This window comes from Dyadobacter flavalbus, from assembly GCF_006149045.1.
In the GTDB taxonomy this organism is placed as follows: domain Bacteria; phylum Bacteroidota; class Bacteroidia; order Cytophagales; family Spirosomataceae; genus Dyadobacter; species Dyadobacter flavalbus.
The window spans coordinates 769,537-788,580 of record NZ_VBSN01000027.1 but is presented as its reverse complement, the minus strand read 5'-3'; the positions used below and the strand labels follow the sequence as shown (position 1 = coordinate 788,580).

Genomic DNA, 19,044 nt, shown 5'->3' with positions numbered 1-19,044 from the left:
TCCTCTAAAAACAGGATTTTGAAAAATCATGCTTTTAGAGGATATTATTAAAAGGTTTTATTTAGGAATTTTACAATCGTAATTTTCTGGCCCATACTCCTTTTGAGAATCAATGAAGTTCTTTTTTACAATCCTTATCTTGTTGATTTACAATAGTGTTTTGGCACAAGACAACGAAGCGAATGCCATTCTGGAGAAAATTCAAAAGAGTAAGGAAGATACAAACCGGGTTCTGGCCTATGTGGAATACGGCCAGTATCTGGAAAACCAGAATCTGGACAGTGCAGCCAAATATTATCTGAAAGCGGAGGCACTGAGCAGGAAACTGAATTACCCGGCAGGAAAATTCAAGTTCCGTTCCAATTACACGTATATTCTGAATTTACAGGGAAAATTTGAGCAGGCACTTAGGCTGAATAATGAAAGTCTGGAAATTGCACGTGAAATGAAAAGCCCGCTGAACATTGGTAAAAGTATGGCCAATATTGCGGCGAGTTATACGTACATGGGAAATTTTACCAACGCCATCCGATTTTACCAGCAATCGGCCGACCAGTTTGAAAAGCTGGGCCAGAAAACGTTTTTGCCGAGGTTATATGTCAATATCGGAACGGCTTTTGAACATGCCAATCTGTTTAACAAATCTTTGGAATACAAACAGAAAGCGCTCCGGCTTGCGCGGCCCATGAACGACAGTCTTCAGCTCGCCGACATTCTGACCAATCTGGGCGGATGCCTTTTCAACCTGAAAAAATATGAACAGAGCCTGGCTTATTACTCCGAAGGTCTGGCCGTAGCACAGAAAATAGGTTCGGACATTTTTGTCGTTCAGGCATACGGCGGTTTGTGCCGGACCAACCGGGGCCTGAAAAAGCTGGATAAAGCAAGGGAATTCGGAGAAAAGGGACTGAAACTCGCCAGAGAAACAGGCAATGTATTTCTGGAAATGGAATGCCTCCGGGCGCTGATGTTCGTTGCGGAAGACAGCAAGCAGCCGGAACTGTCGGCAAAATATACAGGCGAAGCCCTGAAAATTGCCGAGGAGAATGAAATGACGGATCATCTCGTAGAGCTTTATGAAGATTATGCAACGGATCTGGCCCGCCAGAACAATTACAAAGCCGCTTATGATTACCTGATGAAATACGCCATTCTTAATGATTCGATTCAGGGCATTGACGTACAGAAACAACTTCAGGAACTGGATACCCGATATTTAACGGCCCAGAAAGAAAAACAGATTGTAACGCTTGAAAAGGAAAAGCAGACGCGCAACACACTGATTTATGGCTTGGCGGCAGGACTGATTGTACTAGCACTGATCTCGGCACTTGTATACAGAAATATCACGATCCGGAAACAGATTGCAGAAAATGAAGTACTGCAATTGCAGCAGGAAAAACAGCTCGTTGCGACCAATGCCATTTTGAAAGGACAGGAAGAAGAAAGAACACGGGTTGCCCGCGACCTGCACGACGGGCTGGGCGGCTTATTATCCGGTATTAAATTAACTTTGAATTCAGTGAAAGGAAATGTAATTCTGCCTGAGGAAAGCGCTATGACCTTTACCCGGGCACTCACACAACTGGACGGCGCAATCAGCGAAATGCGCCGCGTAGCGCACAGCATGATGCCCGAAACGCTGGTCCGATTTGGCCTTATTGAAGCGCTCAGCGATTTTTGTGAAGGCATCAGTTCTTCCGGACAGCTGCGCGTAACGATGCAGGATTTCGGATTTGACAAGCGGCTGGATTCTTCGGTGGAAATCGTATTGTACCGGATTGTGCAGGAACTGCTCAACAATGTGCTGAAATATGCGGAAGCAACGGAGGCGCAGGTCCAGCTTACCCGCGTCGGAAACAATGTCAGCGTGACCGTTGAAGATAACGGCAAGGGATTTGACGTAAACAACCTGGATCAGAACAAAGGAGCCGGAATCCGTAACGTGCAGGCCAGAGTAGATTATCTGAACGGCAGGCTTGATATTCAGTCCACACCGGAAGAAGGCACTTCGGTACTGATAGAAATTGTGGTTTGAACAGGATCAATCCGCAGATTTCAAGATGGCATAATCTTAATTATTTTTGAACATGAGTGTGAAGATCCTGATCGTAGACGATCATCCGATGGTTCTGGAAGGGCTGAAATCACTGTTGTCCGACAGTGAGGAAATTGCTGTTGTGGGAACGGTTTCCAATGCCATTGATGCCATTGCTTTTCTGAAAAACAACGAAGTGGATATAGCATTTCTGGACATTAATCTTCCCGACATCAACGGCATTGAATTGTGTAAAAAAATCAAAGAGCAGTTTCCGGATGTAAAAACACTGGCACTGAGTACGTTTAGCGAACGTGCGTATGTTTCGCGCATGATCCAGAACGGGGCTTCAGGGTACCTGATCAAGAGTTCGGGCAGGGAAGAAATTCTGGAAGCAATCCGGCAGGTCCGCGCGGGCGGTTATTTCATGAATGTCAATTTTGATCAGAATGCATCCGTTCCGGTTCCAAAAACAATTCCGTTCCTGACGCGCAGAGAAAAAGAAGTGCTGCTGCTGATCGCCGAAGGAATGACGAATCCGCAAATTGCAGAACAGCTTTTTATCAGCGTTACCACCGTCAACAGCCATCGCCAGAATCTGCTGATGAAATTCGAGGTTTCCAATACGGCTTCTTTGATCAAGCTCGCAGCGGGTCAGGGATTGATCTGAGTGAGTTTGGCTGCCTCTGGCAAGGATTTTATAGCTAAGTAGCAGGCCAAATCCACAAATGCATGAAAAAAACGGTTTACTTGCTTGCTCTTTCTTTTTGCTTTTCAATATCCGCCGCTTACGCGCAGCTGACCATCTTTAATGTATCTTCTTCTGAAATAACCGACAAGCATAAAGCCAGTGTCCAGCAGCAGTTCGAGTTTCAGGATATCATCAATTCCACGACGACGGTAACTTACGGACTGGGGAAATTCTGGGAAGCCGGTTTTAACGTCGTCAATGTGGATTACGACAAATCCTTGCATCATTTTACCAAAAATGACACCAGTACAGTTGATCCTTATGCGCCGTTGCTGATGGTTAATAGCCAGAAGCTGTTCAAACTGAACGAAGTTCTGGGAATCGGAATCGGCGGACTTGCCGGATCCAATTTTTCAGGTAAAAAGCACTTTGTTTATTACAGTTACGCCAATCTTGCCGCTTCGTTATACGATGAACATTACAAACTGGCGGCCGGAGCATATCTTGGAAACAGAGGCTATTTGGGAGAAGGGCCCATAGACGGCGTTCAGCTTGGCCTCGATGCAGGCATATGGTATGAAAAGATACATATCTTGGCCGACTGGCTTTCAGGTGCACACCCGAAAGGTCAGCTTTCTGCCGGTCTCGGTATTTACTTTCTGAAACATCTGCCGGTTTCCGTCGGATGGCAGCATGCCAATGCGGACGGTTCCAACGGCTGGGTTCTGCAGGTTACTTACGTGCCCTGAAATGCCGTCTGATAATTTATAAACCTAATTGGCTGCAACGTTGCCGAAAGGAAATATCGCGGACGAAACATGCGCCTGATTCATGATCTGGCCAAGTTCTTTTGCTTTTTGAGCAAATTCCGAAGCTATGTTTTTTGTTTCGCCCGGATCTTTGGATAAATCATATAATTCTACGGGTGCGTCGGGATTGCCTGCTGCTTTCAGCCGAATGGCTTTCCAGTTGCCTTGCCGTACGGCCTGTTTTCCGCCTTGTTCGTGAAATTCCCAGTAGAGGTAATCATGCTTTTTCTGCGTATTTTTTCCATAAAGGGCATCCGTAAAGGAAATCCCGTCAATGTTGCGGGGCGCTTTGGCCTGCGCCAGTTCGGCAAACGTCGGAAGCATATCCCAGAAAGCACCGATGTAATCGCTTTTTGATCCCGGCTTGATAACGCCCGGCCAGCGTGCAGCGAATGGTTCTCTGACGCCGCCCTCGTACAAATCACGCTTTACGCCTCTGAACCCGCCGGAGCTGTTGAAAAAAACCGGATCGGCGCCGCCTTCCACATGCGGGCCGTTGTCACTCGTAAAAATAACCAGCGTATTCTTGTCCAGCCCTTTTTCTTTCAGCTTTTCCAGAACCTGTCCTACATACAAGTCCAGACGTGCGACCATGGCGGCGAATGCCGCATGCGGATATTCCTGAGAAGCATACCCTTCTTTTTTTGCATTCGGACCGTAATCTGCCCCTTTGAAAGGCTTTTCATTAAACTTTCCTTTGTAATACTGAAAAACGCTGTCATCCGGCACAACCAGCTCGGCATGCGGCAGAATGTACGGCAGAAAAAGGAAAAATGGCTGTTTTCCGTCTTTTGCATCAATGAAGCTCAACGCATTTTTCTGGATGATGTCCGGCGCATATTCTTTGTTATAAAGCAAATCCTGATTTCCTTTCAGCGTAATTTTTTCAGAATTGTTCCAGAGATGATCCGGATAATAGCGGTGTGCAAGGCCCTGACAATTGTAACCGTAGAATTTGTCAAAACCCTGTTTGTTGGGATCGCCTTCCGAGCCAACCGGCCCCAATCCCCATTTCCCAAATGCACCTGTTATATAGCCTGCTTTTTTCAATACTTCGGCCAATGTAACAACCGAATCAGCAATAGGCTGCTGCCCTTCCGGTTCAACGCTTTTATTGCCGCGGATGTACGTATGGCCCGTATGCTGGCCGCTCAGCAAGGCAGAACGCGAAGGCGCACAGACCGAAGTTCCTGCATAAAACTGACTGAAAATCATTCCTTCCCTGGCCAGCCGGTCAATATTTGGTGTTTTGATCAGCTTCTGACCGTTGAAACCAACATCGCCGTAACCGAGATCGTCGGCAAGGATGAAAATGATATTGGGTTTCTCAGCTTTTGAAACCTGCGCCAGCATGTCCAAAGAAAGTAAGCCGGCCATGCATGCAAGAAAAAGGAATTTCTTCATCATTTAATGCTTTTGATACTTATTGAAAATTCGGTCCGGTTATTTTCGTACTGCTGTTCCGACCGGCCTTACGTTCTTGCCTGTTTTCTGCTGTAAATCGTCGCCCAGTTCTTCCCGCGCCGCATCGGCTATTTTCCTGAGTTCGGCTACGATTTCCGGATTTTGTTCCAGCACATTGTAACGTTCGCCGGGATCACGTTCCAGATTGTAAAGCGCTTCAGGAAATGCATGATCTTCCGGGCTGGGCCCCGGCTTGCCGTTCTGGCCGGGCAACGATCCTTCGTAAGTACGGCCAGGATGTGCAAAAACCAGTTTCCAGTCGTGCTTTCTAACGGCTTCAAGACTGTTCTTTCGGTAATAGTACAGGAATTCTTCCCGCGGGGATTTACTTTCATCGCCTTTCAGCAAAGCGGTGAATTCGATTCCGTCGATCTTTTCTTTCGGCAGCTTTGCGCCGGTCAGTTTGGCAATCGTCGGAAGGATGTCGAGGGTTGATAAAAGCTTGTTGGAAACCCTGCCGGCCGGAACCACGCCAGGCCAGCGCATGATGCAGGGTTCACGCTGCCCGCCTTCAAAGGAAGTTCCCTTTCCTTCCCGGAACCCGCCCGACGAGCCTGCATGATCGCCATAATTGAGCCACGGACCGTTGTCGCTTGTAAAGATCACCAATGTATTTTCATCCAGTCCCTGTGCTTTCAGTTCTTTCATAATTTCGCCCACAGACCAGTCCAGTTCCATGAGTACATCGCCGAAGATGCCGCGCTCGCTTTTTCCTTTAAACCTGCTTGAAACAGCCAGTGGCACGTGCGGCAGCGGATGCGGCACATACAGAAAGAACGGTTTGTTTTTGTTCTTCCGGATAAATGCCGTCGCATGTTCCGTGATAACGGGCGTCAGTTCGCTGGCATCTTCCAGATTTTTAATTTCCTTACTCGGCTTGTTTCCGTCAATCCAGTGCAGCGGTGGGTATTTTGCCTGTTCCTGCCACGGATGCAGCGGCCACATATCATGCGAATAAGGAACGCCGTAATATTCATCAAATCCTTGCTGAAGAGGCAAAAATTCCTGATCGCTGCCTAAATGCCATTTTCCGAAAATTCCGGTTGCATAACCCTGCGCTTTTACAAGTTCGGCAATGGTTTCCTCTTTCGGGCTCAATCCCAGCGGTGAAGAAGGCCCGAAAGCGCCGTAAACCCCTACCCGGTTCGGATAACAGCCTGTCAGCAATGCGGCACGCGATGCGCTGCATACGGCCTGCGCCGCCATGAAATTGGTAAAACGGGTTCCTTCCACGGCCATTTTGTCCAGATTAGGCGTTTTGTAACCCAATGCGCCCGTTACGGACAGATCGCCGTAACCGAGATCATCAATAAAGAACAGCACAATATTGGGCGTTTTTGCAGCCGGTTTATTGGTCATTGCCGTCATCGCAACTGCAACGGCCAGCATAAAAAAAGGAATTGAAAGCAGTTTGAATTTCCTGATCATCAACAGTAGAATTTAAAATAAAAATATGTGGCTGCTGGCTGTGAGCTGTGAGCTGTGAGCCATTAGCTTTAAGCTATTATGTAAATCAATAATCCTTCCGTTTTTACCAGTTTGGGTTTTGTTTCAGCAGCGGGCTCAAATTAAGTTCTTTCTGCGGAACAGGCCATAAGTAATGACGGTTTGGGTCAAATACCTTGTTGACAGCCACAGCCTGAACGGTTGTTAACTTGCCTTGCTCATTTACATAAGAAATACCGTAAACCGGCCCAGGAATGACCGTTTCTGCTGTTTTCCACCGGCGTATATCAAACAGATGCTGTCCTTCAAAAGCCAGTTCAACAGTCCGTTCCCTTCTTACAAGTTCCCGGAGCGCCGCCTGCGAAGCATTGCTTACTGAAGGCTGTTTTACGTCCGTTCTACCATTTCTGACGGCATTAATTGCGGCATACACGCTTGCATCAATCTGGCCAAGTTCGATTTTGGCTTCTGCGTAAGACAGCAGGATTTCGGCGTAGCGCAGCAGAATGATGTTGATACCGCTGTTTGCAGGATTGGCGTAATCGTCGGTATTGATGTATTTTTTGATATTATAACCCGTACCCGAAGCAATGTAAGTGCTGCCGACTGCATCCGCCGTTCCGCTGCCCGGCTTCGGGTTGAAAACAGCTCCGCTCGGCAAAATATCGCCTTCCAGAAAAACAGAAAAACGCAGTCTTGGATCACGGTTCAGATAAGGCTTCAAAGGATCGTAACCGCTGCCTGCTTCCGTGATCTTTTTTCCGCCTGCGGTTTCGTACATATCCACCAACGCTTTTGTAGGAACGAACGTGCTGCCGCTGTTTTTCTGACTGTAAGGTGCCAGCAACTGAAATACGGTATTGGAATACGTATCTTTTATAAATTGCCTGTCGAGCAATACTTCCTTGTTGTTTTCGGCTGCGTATGTAAACAGCTTTTCATAGGATTCATACAGTCCGTACGTGCCGGATTTTATCACTTTGTCTGCTGCTTCGGCTGCTTTTTGATAACGTCCTGCATACAGGTTTGCCCTTGCCAGCAATCCCAGTGCGGCTCCGCTTGTAACCCTGCCTTTTTCCGTAGCGGCGTAAGTTGCGGGCAAAAGCAGCGCAGCTTCGTTCAGTTCCTTATCGATAAAATTCCAGAGTTCTTCCACCGGCGTGTTGGCGACCTGTTTGGCATCTTCCAGACTTAACGATTTCGTAATCAACGGCACCGGCCCGAACAAACCGGTCAGTTTGATGTACTGATAAGCTCTCAGCGCCTTCGCTTCTCCTTTGTACTGATTGATCAGCGCAGGGTTTGCAGCAGGAATCTTGTCAACGTTTTCCAGAAAGTAATTGGAAGCCTGAACGCCGCGGTATGCCTTGCGCCATTCGTCGTATACTTTGGCACTCGTTGCATCGTAAGTCCCGAGTTCCACATACGCTTCCACATTAAAGTTCTGATTGGTATGCGCAATGTCCGTCATGGCGTCCCAGGAAATGATATTGGTACTGTCCAGATCTGCATAAAGCGAGTTTACCGCAATTCGGGCGTCGTTTTCACTTTTCCAGAAAACATCCACAGAAAGGCGGTCGTTCGGAACGGTGTTCAGCAGGTCTTTGTCGCAGGATACAAGGCCGGAAGCCGTGCCCGCCAGCGCAATTGAAAACAGGAATTTACTGATATATATCTTTTTCATGATTGTAAATGCTAGGTCCGGAAAAATCAGAGTTGCAGGTTTAAGCCGATGGTATAAAGTGCCGTTTGCGGATAATAAACGCCTCGTCCGGAAGGTGCTTCGGGATCAAGGTTCCATTCATTGAGTTTGGAAAAAGTAAATACGTTGGTCGCAGAAGCATAAATGCGAAGCCTGTTGAGGTAAATCTTTTTGGATATTTCAGAAGGCACTGTATAGGCAAGCTGCACGTTTTTCAGCCTCAGGTAAGAGCCGTTCAGCACCAGCCGGTCAGAAGTCGCCACGTTTCTCAGGTCAAATTTGATCGGCCGCGGAAAACGGGCATCCGTATTTTCCGGCGTCCAGTAATTGTTGGTATAAATTTCGTGCGTAAACCCTTCCTGATTTCCCATTTCGGCCAGAGCGCCGGCCAGCCTTGCATCCACTTTTGCAGCACCCTGAAAAAGAATACTCAGCTCAAAATTTTTGTATGAAAAGTCGGAATTGAAGCCGAAAGTATATTTCGGAAAGGAATTGCCGATGGCCGTCATGTCATTGGCATTGATCTTGCCGTCTTTGTTCAGATCCACATATTTTACATCGCCGGGCTTCGTATTGGCGGCATACGTCGCTTTATACTCGGCAATTTCCTGCTCGGTCTGGAAAAGCCCGTCTGTTTTGAAACCCCAGAGTGTGTTGATCGGCAATCCTTTTGCAATGATGTAGCGCGGGTCAATGTCGGAACCGGTGATATACGGGCCGGTGCCTTTCAGGTCTGTAACTTTGTTTTCATTGATGCTGAGGTTGGCACCCAGATTATACCGGAAACCGGAACTTGCCGGCGTGCCTCTGTAATTCAGGCTGAATTCCCAGCCTTTGTTTTCAACGGAACCGGCATTCTGCGGCGGCGCTGTAAGGCCGATTGTAGCAGGGATTTCCAGATTGAGCAGGATGTCGTCCGTCAGTTTCCGGTAATAATCCACGGTAAGGTTCAGTCTTCTGTTCAGCAGCGAAGCGTCAAGACCTAAATCCAGTTGCGTAGTGGATTCCCAGCCCAGACCGGTATTCGCAAGCGTTGTGGGGCGGTAACCCGGCACGGCCGCTCCGCCAAAGTTGTAACCCGCTGCGGTAAGCGCTGCATAATAACTGTACAAATCCACGGACTGGTTTCCGGTAACACCCCACGAACCCCGGAATTTCAGATCATTCACTGCTTTTTCAAGCGGCTTCCAGAAGTTTTCCTTTGAAATCCGCCAGCCTGCCGAAAAGGAAGGGAAAACACTGTATTGCTTGTCTCCGGTAAATTTCGACGAGCCGTCATAACGCGCATTGACTTCCAGCAGATACTTTTCGTCAAAATCATAATTCACACGTCCGAAAAACGAACGCAATCCGTAAACGGCATCCCTTCCTGAATTGTTTTTGGTACCGTCATTGGCGCCTTCACTGATGGAACCGATGTTGTTGTTGTAAAAACGTTCGCGGTATGCGGATAAAAAAGTCTGTGTGTTGCCGATCTGCGAATAGCCGAGCAATCCTTTGAAGTTATTTTTGCCGATGCTTTTTTCGTAAGTCAAAAGATTGTTCAGCGTATATTCTTTGAGGTTATCCCTTACTTCCGTGAGGCTGTTGTTGGCAATGGTTTTGGTAATGTTGGTATTCTTATCGGTATTGACGTAAGAATTGATGTAGTTTTTCTGCTGGGTGAAAAAACCTCTTCCTGCCAGCTGGGATGAAAAAGTAAGTCCTTCCGCAATGTCGAAATCGGCTTTGATGTAACCGGCCAGATAATCCGTATGCTGTTTCGACTGCCCGCCGATCTCATTAAACATCAGCGGATTATTCCCCTGCGTGCTGAGTCCGTAAGTGCCGTCCGGATATTTGGGAACGGCCCACAACGTTCCATGAAAAAAGTTGTTCAGCGGAGCCGTCGGATTCGTCGACGGACTTTCCGTTTTGTTAAAACGGTAATTTACATCGGCACTCACACGCAGTCTTCTGGAAACTTCATAATCGGAGTTCAGTCTGATCTCGCCAATTTTATTTCCGAAATTATTGATTACACCTTCCTGATCCTGGTATCTTACGCTCAGCCTTGTACGAAGGGTTTCATTTCCGCCGGCTACTGAAAATGTATGATTTTGCTGTGGAGCGGCTTTCAGCATGATGTCAAACCATGTGTTCGGCAAAGGATATTTTTCACGGTCCGTTGCATTGATCCACGTCTGAATGGATTGCTCGGTAAAGCGTGCGGGCAACGTAGCGCCGGCATTGGTGTAAGCGGCAACCTGCTCGCGCATATAGGCTTCCAGCCCCATCATTTTGGGTACATTATTGGATTTCTGAATGGCATAATAGCCGTGATAATCCACTTGCACCTTGCTTCCTTTGGCTCTTTTGGTACGAACCAGCACAACACCGTTTGTTGCCCGCGATCCGTAAATGGCCGTCGAAGAAGCATCTTTCAGAACCGAAATCGTTTCAATATCGTCCGGATTGATGTCGCTTAACCTTTGTTCAATCCCATCAACAATCACCAGTGCGTCATTTTTTCCAAGATCATAACCGCTTGTGCTGCTGCTGTTTATGTTGAAAGTAGTGATTCCGCGCACGCGGATCGTTGCGTTGGATTTTCCCGGTGAGCCGCCCAGATCCGTTACGGTAACGCCTGGCATCACGCCCTGAAAGGATTGCTGAATGTTGGAAACCGGCCTGCGCGTCACCTCCTCGCCGCTGATCTGCGAAATGGAATTGGTCAGGCTCGTACGCTTTTGCGTTCCGTACCCTACAACCACTACTTCTTCCAGCTGTTTGGTATCCACGGCGAGCTGCAAATCCAGTATGCTTTTACCATTTACAGCCGCTTCCTGCGTCACAAACCCGATGCCCGAAAAAACAAGCACGGCGTCCGAAGGCGCACTGAGTTCGTATTTTCCGGCCACGTCCGTTGTGGTTCCGTTCAGAGAATTCTTGACAATTACGTTAACGCCGGGCAAAGCCGAACGGTCGGCAGCGGAAGTAACCGTTCCTTTTACAGTAACGTTCTGGGCATTGGCATGCAGGCCAAAGAGTAAGGCAGCCAGAAAAAATGCCGCTTTGCTCCGCTGAAAGAAGGTTTTATAGAAATTTAAATACATAAGGGTTAGAAATTGAGAGACATTGAAATACGATAAACTGATTATTGCAACCGGAGAGAAAAGTGGCAGCTGCTTTGTACTTCCGCAACGAAAAGTGGGGGCATACTGCCGAAATAAAAATTCTTTGAAAAACTGATAGCGGTATTCATAATACGCGGGTTCTGGATTTATCAAAATGAAAAGGCATGATTACTCTACTAAGTTGATGGACAAAATAAGATATATGCATCGACATAATCAAACCTGTTCCGTATGCAGGCATGCTGCCATGCCGTTTTTATTTGATAAATTATATAAATACAGCTAATCCTTTAATTCTACTGGAAACAGCAACATGGAAGAGTATTTGGTTAGCTGGCTTTTTGTCCTGTACCGGTTGCAAAAGATCATTGTTTGCGAAGGATTCAGAAAAAATCATTAATATTCCGCATTGATCCGGCATTAACCAGAACCGATGAAAGAAGAGAACACACATTCCGGAGTAAAGGAAATTGCCCGGCGTGCCAACGTTTCCATAGCTACTGTGGACCGCGTCATTCACAACCGTCCGGGCGTTTCCGAAAAGACCAAAAAGAAGATCAATGACATCATAACGGAGCTGGATTATCAGCCGAATGTGCTTGCCAGCCGGCTTGCCTCGCGCAAGATTATTTCACTGGCCGTGCTGATCCCGCGTGTTTCGGAGGAAACGGATTTCTGGGAAGCGCCGTTTCGCGGGATCATGCGTGCAGAAGCGGAGATCAGGAAATACGGCATTCAGGTGCAAACCTTTTTCTTCGACCTGAACGACAAGCATTCATTTACCGAACAGGCCGAACTGATCCTGAAAAAGGAAGTGCAGGGAATTCTGCTTGCGCCATCGTTTATTGATGAGTCCAGACAATTGATCCAGGCCTGTCAGAAACTTAAAATTCCGGTTGTTTTCATTGATTCCAACGTTCCGGAACAGGATAATCTGTGCTACATTGGTCCGCACCTTTTCCAGAGCGGGTATGTCGGTGCCAAGCTGCTTACGTATCGTCTTAAGGAAAACCATAAAGTACTTGTAGTCAATATTTCGAAAGAAACGGACAATTACAGTTATCTGCAGATTGAAGAAGGCTTTCGTTCGTATTTTAAGGATCACAGCCAGCCATGCGAAATTATACGGGTTGATATAAAAGATACCGACAAGCTTTCCGTTGCCAAAGAGCTTACGCGCGTTCTTTATGATCATGAAGATATAGAAGCCATTTTCGTGACTAATTCAAGGGTTTTTTCTGTCGCTTCTTTTCTTGAAAATGCAGGCCGGAAAGACATTTCGCTGATCGGCTACGATTTCCTGAAAGAAAACATACGCTTCCTGAAAGAAGGCCTGATCGATTTCCTGATTTGCCATAAACCCGAAGAACAGGGTTTCCGCGGACTAATGGCGTTATACCAGACGCTGGTGCTGGGCTCGCCAGTAGAAAAAGTACATTTCATGCCCATCGACATTATTACCAAGGAAAATCAGGCATTTTACCAGAACTGAGGCATATGGCCGTTTTTACAAAAGATTGTATTTACATCAGGCATTAAGGACAAAATAAATTGCAAACAAATCATGCTTTCAGTTGTAAATAAAAAAAGGTTTGTATATTTACGGGTACGTACCCGACACTAAAAGCCCTTTTCCATTCACTAACAATTTTACTTTTCAGTTTATGCATATTCTCAGCAGAAGAAGATTCATTCAGCATTCCGTTGTCACCGGAGTAGGATTGAATCTGCTCGGTCATTTTCCTTTAAAAGCGATGCCCGCAGATGGAAAAAGAGTCGGAATAATCGGGCTGGATACGTCGCACAGCATTGCATTTACCAAAGCCCTGAATGCCGAACAGCCGGATGCCGTTTATGACGGGTACCGGGTTACAGCCGCTTATCCGTACGGAAGCAAAGACATTGAATCCAGCACCAAGCGCATTCCCGGCTATATGGAAGATGTAAAAAAGCTGGGTGTGGAAATAACCGGTTCCATTCAGGAGCTGCTTGGCAAAACGGACGTAATCCTGCTGGAAACCAATGACGGCCGTCTTCACCTGGAACAGGCGCTGGAAGTTTTCAAAGCCGGTAAAAAAATGTTTATCGACAAGCCTGTTGCCGGAACATTAAAAGATACGCTGGCGATTTATGAAGCTTCGGAGAAATACAAGATTCCTGTTTTCTCAGCTTCATCCTTGCGCTATATGAAAGGGATTGAAAGCATTGATAAAAGCAAAGTACTCGGCGCCGATACGTACAGTCCTGCCGTTCTTGAAAAAACACATCCTGATTTTTTCTGGTACGGAATTCACGGCATCGAAGCGCTTTATACCGTAATGGGAACCGGCTGCAAGAGCGTGACCCGCGTCAGTACGCCGGATACCGACATTGTTGTGGGCATCTGGGAAGACGGCAGAACGGGAACATTCCGCGGAACGCGTACCGGTAAGCATGACTACGGCGGAACGGTATTTACGCAGGACGGCAACAAAACCCTCGGCCCGTACGGCGGCTATGAACCTTTGCTTAAAGACATTATCAAGTATTTCCAGACCGGCGAAGTGCCCGTTACTTCCAAAGAAACAATAGAAATATTCACCTTTATGGAAGCTGCCGATGAAAGCAAAAGACAAGGCGGCAAAAATGTAACGCTGGAAAGCGTATTGAGCAAAGCGCGCAAAAAATAAAAATACGACCGCTTTTTTATTCCGGCTGCACATAGTCGTTACCAAAGCGAAATACAGGATCAGGCCTGAAACAAAATTGTCTTTACGGTCGCTTTCGTGCCGGGAAAGTAAATCCGGCAGTTTGAATGTCTTATAACATTACATTAAACCATTAACCATATGCAAAATTCAGATCATACAAAGCGTATTGTCCAGTCCGGCAATGAAGCAACCGCTGATAACCGCAGGGATTTTATCAAGAAAACACTTGCCGGAAGTGCGCTGCTGACGTTCGGCGGGATACTGCCGGGCTTTACGCCAAAAAGTTACGCACGCATTTTGGGCGCGAATGAAAAAGTGAAGGTCGGCATGATGGGCGTCAACAGCCGCGGTCTTGCGCTGGCTTCCAATTATGCATTGCAACCTAATTGTGAGGTTGTTTCCATTTCGGATGTTGATTCCAGAGCGGCTGAAAAATGCATTGCAACCGTCAACGATATTCAGAAATCAAAGCCTGCCAATACGCCCGATTTCAGGAAAGCATTGGAAAACAAGGATATGGATGCGCTGGTGATTGCCGCTCCCGATCACTGGCATGCACCGGCTGCGATTCTGGCTTCCAAAGCGGGCAAGCACGTGTATCTTGAAAAACCCTGCAGTCATAATCCGGCCGAAGGCGAAATGCTGGTGGCGGTTGCCAAAAAATACAAGAATGTCATCCAGATGGGCAATCAGCGCCGTTCGTGGCCGAATGTGGCGGCGGCCATCAAGGAAGTGCACAGCGGTGCAATCGGCAGGCCGTATTTTGTAAAAGGCTGGTATACAAACAACCGCGCTTCCATCGGCATCGGAAAAGAAGTGGCTGTTCCTTCGTGGCTCGACTTTGAACTATGGCAGGGACCCGCGCCGAGAAGGCCATATAAAGACAATATCGTGCATTACAACTGGCACTGGCTCTGGAACTGGGGAACAGGCGAAGCGCTTAACAACGGAACGCACATGCTGGATCTGATGCGCTGGGGTTTGCAGGTCGATTTTCCGACGCGTGTTACCTCTGCCGGAGGCCGTTACCGCTACAAAGACGACTGGGAAGCGCCGGACACACAGGTTATCAATCTGGAATTTGACAATAACACGGCCATGACGTGGGAAGGAAGAAGCTGCAATGGGCGAACCATTGAAGGAAGCAGCGTGGGCGTTATATTTTACGGCGATACCGGCTCTCTGCAGATCGGCGAAGGCAATACGTATAAGGTTTACGATTTGGAAAACAAGCTGGTTAAAGAGGTTAAAAATGATTTTGTCATTGACCCGAGAAACAAAATGAACCCTTCGCAGGGACTAGATGCCCTGCACATCCAGAACTTTTTTGAAGGAATCAAGAATGGTGCAACGCTGAATGCAGAAATCGTGGGCGGACATAAAAGCACATTGCTTGCGCAGCTTGGAAATATTGCGATCCGTACGGGCGAAACGCTTCACATCGATCCTTCCAACGGTCATATTAAAAACAGCAAGGAAGCAGCGAAGTTGTGGAAACGTGAATACGAGAAAGGCTGGGAACCAACCGTATAAAACAAGCAAGATTTCAGAAAGAAGCGAATCCAAGCACCTAATTCAAATAGATGAAAAGTACAGCCGCAGCCATCAAAGTTGAAAATCTTTCGAGCCGGGAAACGACCATTTCCATTTTTCTGATCGGACTGATGTTCTTTATATTCGGTTTCGTGTCCTGGGTCAATTCCATTCTGATTCCGTATTTCAAGATTGCCTGCGAGCTCACCAGTTTTCAGGCATATCTGGTTGCATTTGCCTTTTACATCGCCTATTTCGTCATGTCTGTGCCTTCTTCCTACTTATTGAAATCGGTTGGTTTTAAAAAAGGAATGATGTTCGGTTTCTGGGCCATGGCGCTGGGCGCATTTATTTTTGTTCCGGCGGCCATGACCCGAACGTATGAAATCTTTTTGCTAGGGTTGTTTACAATAGGAATCGGATTGGCCATTCTTCAGACGGCCGCCAATCCTTACATAACAATTCTTGGCGCGAAAGAGCGGGCGGCGCAACGCATCAGCATGATGGGAATCTGTAACAAAGCGGCGGGCATTCTTTCACCGATCGTGTTTGCTGCCGTTATTCTCCGGCCAACGGATACGGATCTTTTTGCACAGCTCGGTTCCATGACGGACGTTGAAAGAAGCGCAGCGCTTGACGAACTGATCCGCCGGGTTATCAATCCGTATATTGGTTTGGGCAGTTTTCTGTTTGTACTCGGTATTCTGGTTTACAAATCGCCGTTGCCTGAAATTGACACCGAACATGAAAGTCAGGAAATTGCAAGTGCAAATGCCGGGAAAACGAGTATTTTCCAGTTTCCGCATTTGATTCTGGGTGCCATTGCGATTTTTCTTCATGTCGGGACGCAGGTAATTGCCATTGATACCATTATCGGTTATGCCAATTCCATGGGAATTGATCTTCTGGAAGCCAAGGTTTTTCCTTCGTACACGCTTTTCTGTACCATTTGCGGCTACCTGATCGGAATTACATTGATTCCGAAATTCCTTAGTCAGGTGAATGCGCTGCGGATTTGCACGCTGCTTGGAACTGCTTTTACGTTACTGATCATTTTTGCCCGCGGCCCGGTGGAACTGCTGGGGCATCGTGCGGATATTTCCATCTGGTTTGTTGTGTTGCTGGGTTTGGCCAATTCGCTGGTCTGGGCCGGGATATGGCCGCTGGCGCTGGACAATCTGGGAAGATTTACCAAACTGGGCGCTTCCATTATGATCATGGGACTTTGCGGAAACGCCATTATGCCCCTTTTCTACGGCTATTTTGCGGATAAACTGGATGTGCGGCAAGCCTACTGGGTTTTGCTTCCGTGTTACCTTTATCTGGTTTTTTATGCTGTAAAAGGGCACAAACTGCGCCGCTGGAATTTATAATTTATAACATGCCCGGCATGATATACGGCGTGCGACATGATGTGCGCGCGACATGCATACAACGTGCACATGACGTGACATGCATACGACGTGCACCCGACGTGCTACCGGTATTTTGTTCCTGACGGAACATTTGAAAATTTAACAGCTAACGGCTAATAGCTAACAGCCAAAAACCAATGCGATTAAAAATAATTAATGGTGATATTATTACACCTTACCGCTATATCCGGAATGGGGTTTTGCTTGTTGAAAATGGCGTTATTTTGGGTGTGCATGAAGAAAACGTCGATTTTCCGGATGCACAAATTATCAATGCAAACGGAAATTACATAGCACCCGGCTTTATTGATCTGCATGTGCATGGCGGCGGAGGCCATGATTTTATGGATGGCAGCGCAGAAGCTTTTCTGGCCATTGCGGAAACGCATGCCAAATACGGCACTACGTCCATGGTTCCAACAACGCTGACGAGCGAAAAAGAAGATCTGCTTCAGACGCTGGATTTTTACAAACAGGCAAACGCCGCAAACCGGAAAGGTGCTCAATTCCTGGGTATGCACCTGGAAGGACCCTATTTTGCGCTGAGCCAGCGCGGCGCGCAGGACCCGCGTTACATCCGCAACCCCGATCCGGCCGAATACGAAGAAGTACTCGCCTATTCCAGTTCCATTACGCGTTGGAGTGCAGCGCCGGAGCTGCCCGGTGCCATTGAATTTGGCCGCAGGCTTCGTCAGAAAGGCATTCTGGCTGCCGTTGCGCATACGGATGCCATTTATGAGGAAGTGCTGGAAGCGTATGAAAACGGTTATTCGCTGGCTACGCATCTTTACTCGGCGATGTCGGGCGTTACGCGCAGAAACGCATTTCGCTATGCAGGCACGATTGAAAGCGCTTATTTGCTGGACATGGACGTGGAAATCATTGCGGACGGCGTGCATTTACCGGCACCGCTGCTCAAACTGATATATAAGATAAAAGGCGCCGACCGCATTGCACTCATAACCGATGCGATGCGTGCAGCCGGAATGCCCGAAGGCGAAAGCACGCTCGGTTCTCTGAAAAATGGTTTGAAAGTCATTGTGGAAGATGGCGTTGCCAAGCTGCCGGACCGTACTTCGTTTGCAGGAAGTGTTTCTACGACTGACCGGCTTGTCCGGAATATGGTTCATATGGCGGATGTTTCGCTGCTGGATGCCGTGCGAATGATGACGGTGACGCCGGCCCGGATTATGGGGGCAAGTCAGAAAGGATCGCTGGCGGCTGGCAAAGATGCGGATATTGTCATTTTCGATCAGGATATAAGGGTTCAGATGACGATTGTTCAGGGGAAAATCATTTATGAAAAGCAAGTATAATTATTAACACCACAAACTATGAAAGTCGATCAACTGGAAATCAGGATTTTTGATACAAGGCAGGAAATGGGTGAAACTGCGGCAAAAATGGTAGCGGACAAAATCCGTGAATTGCAGCAATCCCAGGAATTTGTCAATATCATATTTGCTTCGGCACCTTCGCAGAATGAATTTCTGGCTGCGCTCAAAGAAGAAAAAGGCATTGCATGGGAAAGGATCAATGCTTTTCACATGGACGAATATATTAATCTGCCCAACGATGCACCGCAGAATTTTGGCTATTTCCTGAAAGTAAAATTGTTTGATCACGTTCCCTTGCATTCCGTTTCGTATCTGGACGGCAATGCTGCGGATGTTGAAAAGGAATGTGAACGCTATGCGCAGTTGCTTCAAGAAAACCCGATTGATATCGTTTGTCTGGGAATTGGTGAAAACGGTCATCTGGCATTTAATGATCCGCATGTCGCTTTCTTTAACGATCCGCTGGAAGTGAAAATGGTGGAACTGGACGATGCCTGCCGCCAGCAACAGGTGAATGACGCCTGCTTTGAAACATTCGGGGAAGTGCCGGAAACTGCGCTGACGCTAACAATTCCAACGTTACTGAAAGCCAAATATGCTTACGCGATCGTGCCGGGCGAGAAAAAAGCGCAGGCTGTTTACCATACCGTAGCCGAGGATATCCAGGAAGAATTTCCTTCAACGATTCTACGCAAACATCCGAATGCGATTCTATTTATTGACAAGGCAAGTTCAGGGAAACTGAAAGAAATTTCGTCTTATAGTCAGGCATAGTTCAGCTTTGCGATTATCTTGCCAATATT

The 19,044-nt window shown here is 47.3% G+C and carries 13 protein-coding genes; 9 read left to right on the top strand and 4 right to left on the bottom strand.

The features are described from left to right. Positions 1 to 160: 160 nt before the first annotated feature. The 3 genes from FEM33_RS08570 (at position 161) to FEM33_RS08560 (ending at position 3,478) form a co-directional block, all read left to right on the top strand. Positions 161 to 2,038: a tetratricopeptide repeat-containing sensor histidine kinase gene (locus FEM33_RS08570; RefSeq protein WP_229214149.1), complete on the top strand. Its 1,878-nt coding sequence runs from the start codon at positions 161 to 163 to the stop codon at positions 2,036 to 2,038. A gap of 52 nt (positions 2,039 to 2,090) precedes the next feature. Next, positions 2,091 to 2,708, top strand: coding sequence for a response regulator (locus FEM33_RS08565; protein ID WP_139011614.1), 618 nt, complete (start codon positions 2,091 to 2,093; stop codon positions 2,706 to 2,708). A gap of 62 nt (positions 2,709 to 2,770) precedes the next feature. After that, positions 2,771 to 3,478 (top strand): OmpH/Skp family outer membrane protein, encoded by a 708-nt coding sequence (locus FEM33_RS08560; protein ID WP_139011613.1) that lies wholly within the window; start codon positions 2,771 to 2,773, stop codon positions 3,476 to 3,478. A 24-nt stretch (positions 3,479 to 3,502) separates the two neighbouring features. Here FEM33_RS08560 and FEM33_RS08555 read toward each other — a convergent pair whose 3' ends face one another. The 4 genes from FEM33_RS08555 to FEM33_RS08540 all read right to left on the bottom strand — a co-directional run bounded on the left by FEM33_RS08555 (position 3,503) and on the right by FEM33_RS08540 (position 11,245). Beyond that, entirely contained in the window at positions 3,503 to 4,942 is a 1,440-nt protein-coding gene (locus FEM33_RS08555; RefSeq protein ID WP_139011822.1) for an arylsulfatase, read from the bottom strand. 39 nt (positions 4,943 to 4,981) lie between these two features. Continuing rightward, entirely contained in the window at positions 4,982 to 6,391 is a 1,410-nt protein-coding gene (locus FEM33_RS08550; RefSeq protein ID WP_201747718.1) for a sulfatase family protein, read from the bottom strand. A 142-nt stretch (positions 6,392 to 6,533) separates the two neighbouring features. Then, positions 6,534 to 8,132 carry a RagB/SusD family nutrient uptake outer membrane protein gene (locus tag FEM33_RS08545; protein WP_139011612.1) on the bottom strand — a complete coding sequence of 533 codons (1,599 nt, stop codon included), beginning with the start codon at positions 8,130 to 8,132 and terminating at the stop codon, positions 6,534 to 6,536. A 26-nt stretch (positions 8,133 to 8,158) separates the two neighbouring features. Then, positions 8,159 to 11,245 (bottom strand): SusC/RagA family TonB-linked outer membrane protein, encoded by a 3,087-nt coding sequence (locus tag FEM33_RS08540; RefSeq protein ID WP_139011611.1) that lies wholly within the window; start codon positions 11,243 to 11,245, stop codon positions 8,159 to 8,161. Between the two features lie 454 nt (positions 11,246 to 11,699). Between FEM33_RS08540 and FEM33_RS08535 the strand changes: the two genes are divergently transcribed. The 6 genes from FEM33_RS08535 to FEM33_RS08510 all read left to right on the top strand — a co-directional run bounded on the left by FEM33_RS08535 (position 11,700) and on the right by FEM33_RS08510 (position 19,015). Beyond that, positions 11,700 to 12,758 carry a LacI family DNA-binding transcriptional regulator gene (locus tag FEM33_RS08535; protein ID WP_139011610.1) on the top strand — a complete coding sequence of 353 codons (1,059 nt, stop codon included), beginning with the start codon at positions 11,700 to 11,702 and terminating at the stop codon, positions 12,756 to 12,758. 172 nt (positions 12,759 to 12,930) lie between these two features. Further along, a complete protein-coding gene (locus FEM33_RS08530; protein WP_139011609.1) occupies positions 12,931 to 13,935 on the top strand; it encodes a Gfo/Idh/MocA family protein in 1,005 nt (334 codons plus the stop codon). Positions 13,936 to 14,094: 159 nt separating this feature from the next. Next, positions 14,095 to 15,489, top strand: a complete 1,395-nt coding sequence (locus tag FEM33_RS08525; RefSeq protein ID WP_139011608.1) for a Gfo/Idh/MocA family protein — start codon at positions 14,095 to 14,097, stop codon at positions 15,487 to 15,489. Positions 15,490 to 15,539: 50 nt separating this feature from the next. Further along, a complete protein-coding gene (locus tag FEM33_RS08520) occupies positions 15,540 to 16,862 on the top strand; it encodes a sugar MFS transporter (protein WP_139011607.1) in 1,323 nt (440 codons plus the stop codon). 179 nt (positions 16,863 to 17,041) lie between these two features. Continuing rightward, positions 17,042 to 18,220 carry an N-acetylglucosamine-6-phosphate deacetylase gene (nagA, locus tag FEM33_RS08515; RefSeq protein ID WP_139011606.1) on the top strand — a complete coding sequence of 393 codons (1,179 nt, stop codon included), beginning with the start codon at positions 17,042 to 17,044 and terminating at the stop codon, positions 18,218 to 18,220. 18 nt (positions 18,221 to 18,238) lie between these two features. Then, entirely contained in the window at positions 18,239 to 19,015 is a 777-nt protein-coding gene (locus tag FEM33_RS08510) for a glucosamine-6-phosphate deaminase (protein ID WP_139011605.1), read from the top strand. Positions 19,016 to 19,044: the final 29 nt, after the last annotated feature.

Excerpts from the sequence above, each read along its gene's own strand:
- FEM33_RS08510 (WP_139011605.1), top strand. The coding sequence starts at position 18,239 with ATGAAAGTCGATCAACTGGAAATCAGGATTTTTGATACAAGGCAGGAA.
- FEM33_RS08530 (WP_139011609.1), top strand. The coding sequence starts at position 12,931 with ATGCATATTCTCAGCAGAAGAAGATTCATTCAGCATTCCGTTGTCACC.
- FEM33_RS08560 (WP_139011613.1), top strand. The coding sequence starts at position 2,771 with ATGAAAAAAACGGTTTACTTGCTTGCTCTTTCTTTTTGCTTTTCAATA.
- FEM33_RS08565 (WP_139011614.1), top strand. The coding sequence starts at position 2,091 with ATGAGTGTGAAGATCCTGATCGTAGACGATCATCCGATGGTTCTGGAA.
- FEM33_RS08550 (WP_201747718.1), bottom strand. The coding sequence starts at position 6,391 with ATGCTGGCCGTTGCAGTTGCGATGACGGCAATGACCAATAAACCGGCT.
- FEM33_RS08545 (WP_139011612.1), bottom strand. The coding sequence starts at position 8,132 with ATGAAAAAGATATATATCAGTAAATTCCTGTTTTCAATTGCGCTGGCG.
- FEM33_RS08520 (WP_139011607.1), top strand. The coding sequence starts at position 15,540 with ATGAAAAGTACAGCCGCAGCCATCAAAGTTGAAAATCTTTCGAGCCGG.
- FEM33_RS08525 (WP_139011608.1), top strand. The coding sequence starts at position 14,095 with ATGCAAAATTCAGATCATACAAAGCGTATTGTCCAGTCCGGCAATGAA.
- FEM33_RS08555 (WP_139011822.1), bottom strand. The coding sequence starts at position 4,942 with ATGAAGAAATTCCTTTTTCTTGCATGCATGGCCGGCTTACTTTCTTTG.
- FEM33_RS08540 (WP_139011611.1), bottom strand. The coding sequence starts at position 11,245 with ATGTATTTAAATTTCTATAAAACCTTCTTTCAGCGGAGCAAAGCGGCA.
- nagA (WP_139011606.1), top strand. The coding sequence starts at position 17,042 with ATGCGATTAAAAATAATTAATGGTGATATTATTACACCTTACCGCTAT.
- FEM33_RS08535 (WP_139011610.1), top strand. The coding sequence starts at position 11,700 with ATGAAAGAAGAGAACACACATTCCGGAGTAAAGGAAATTGCCCGGCGT.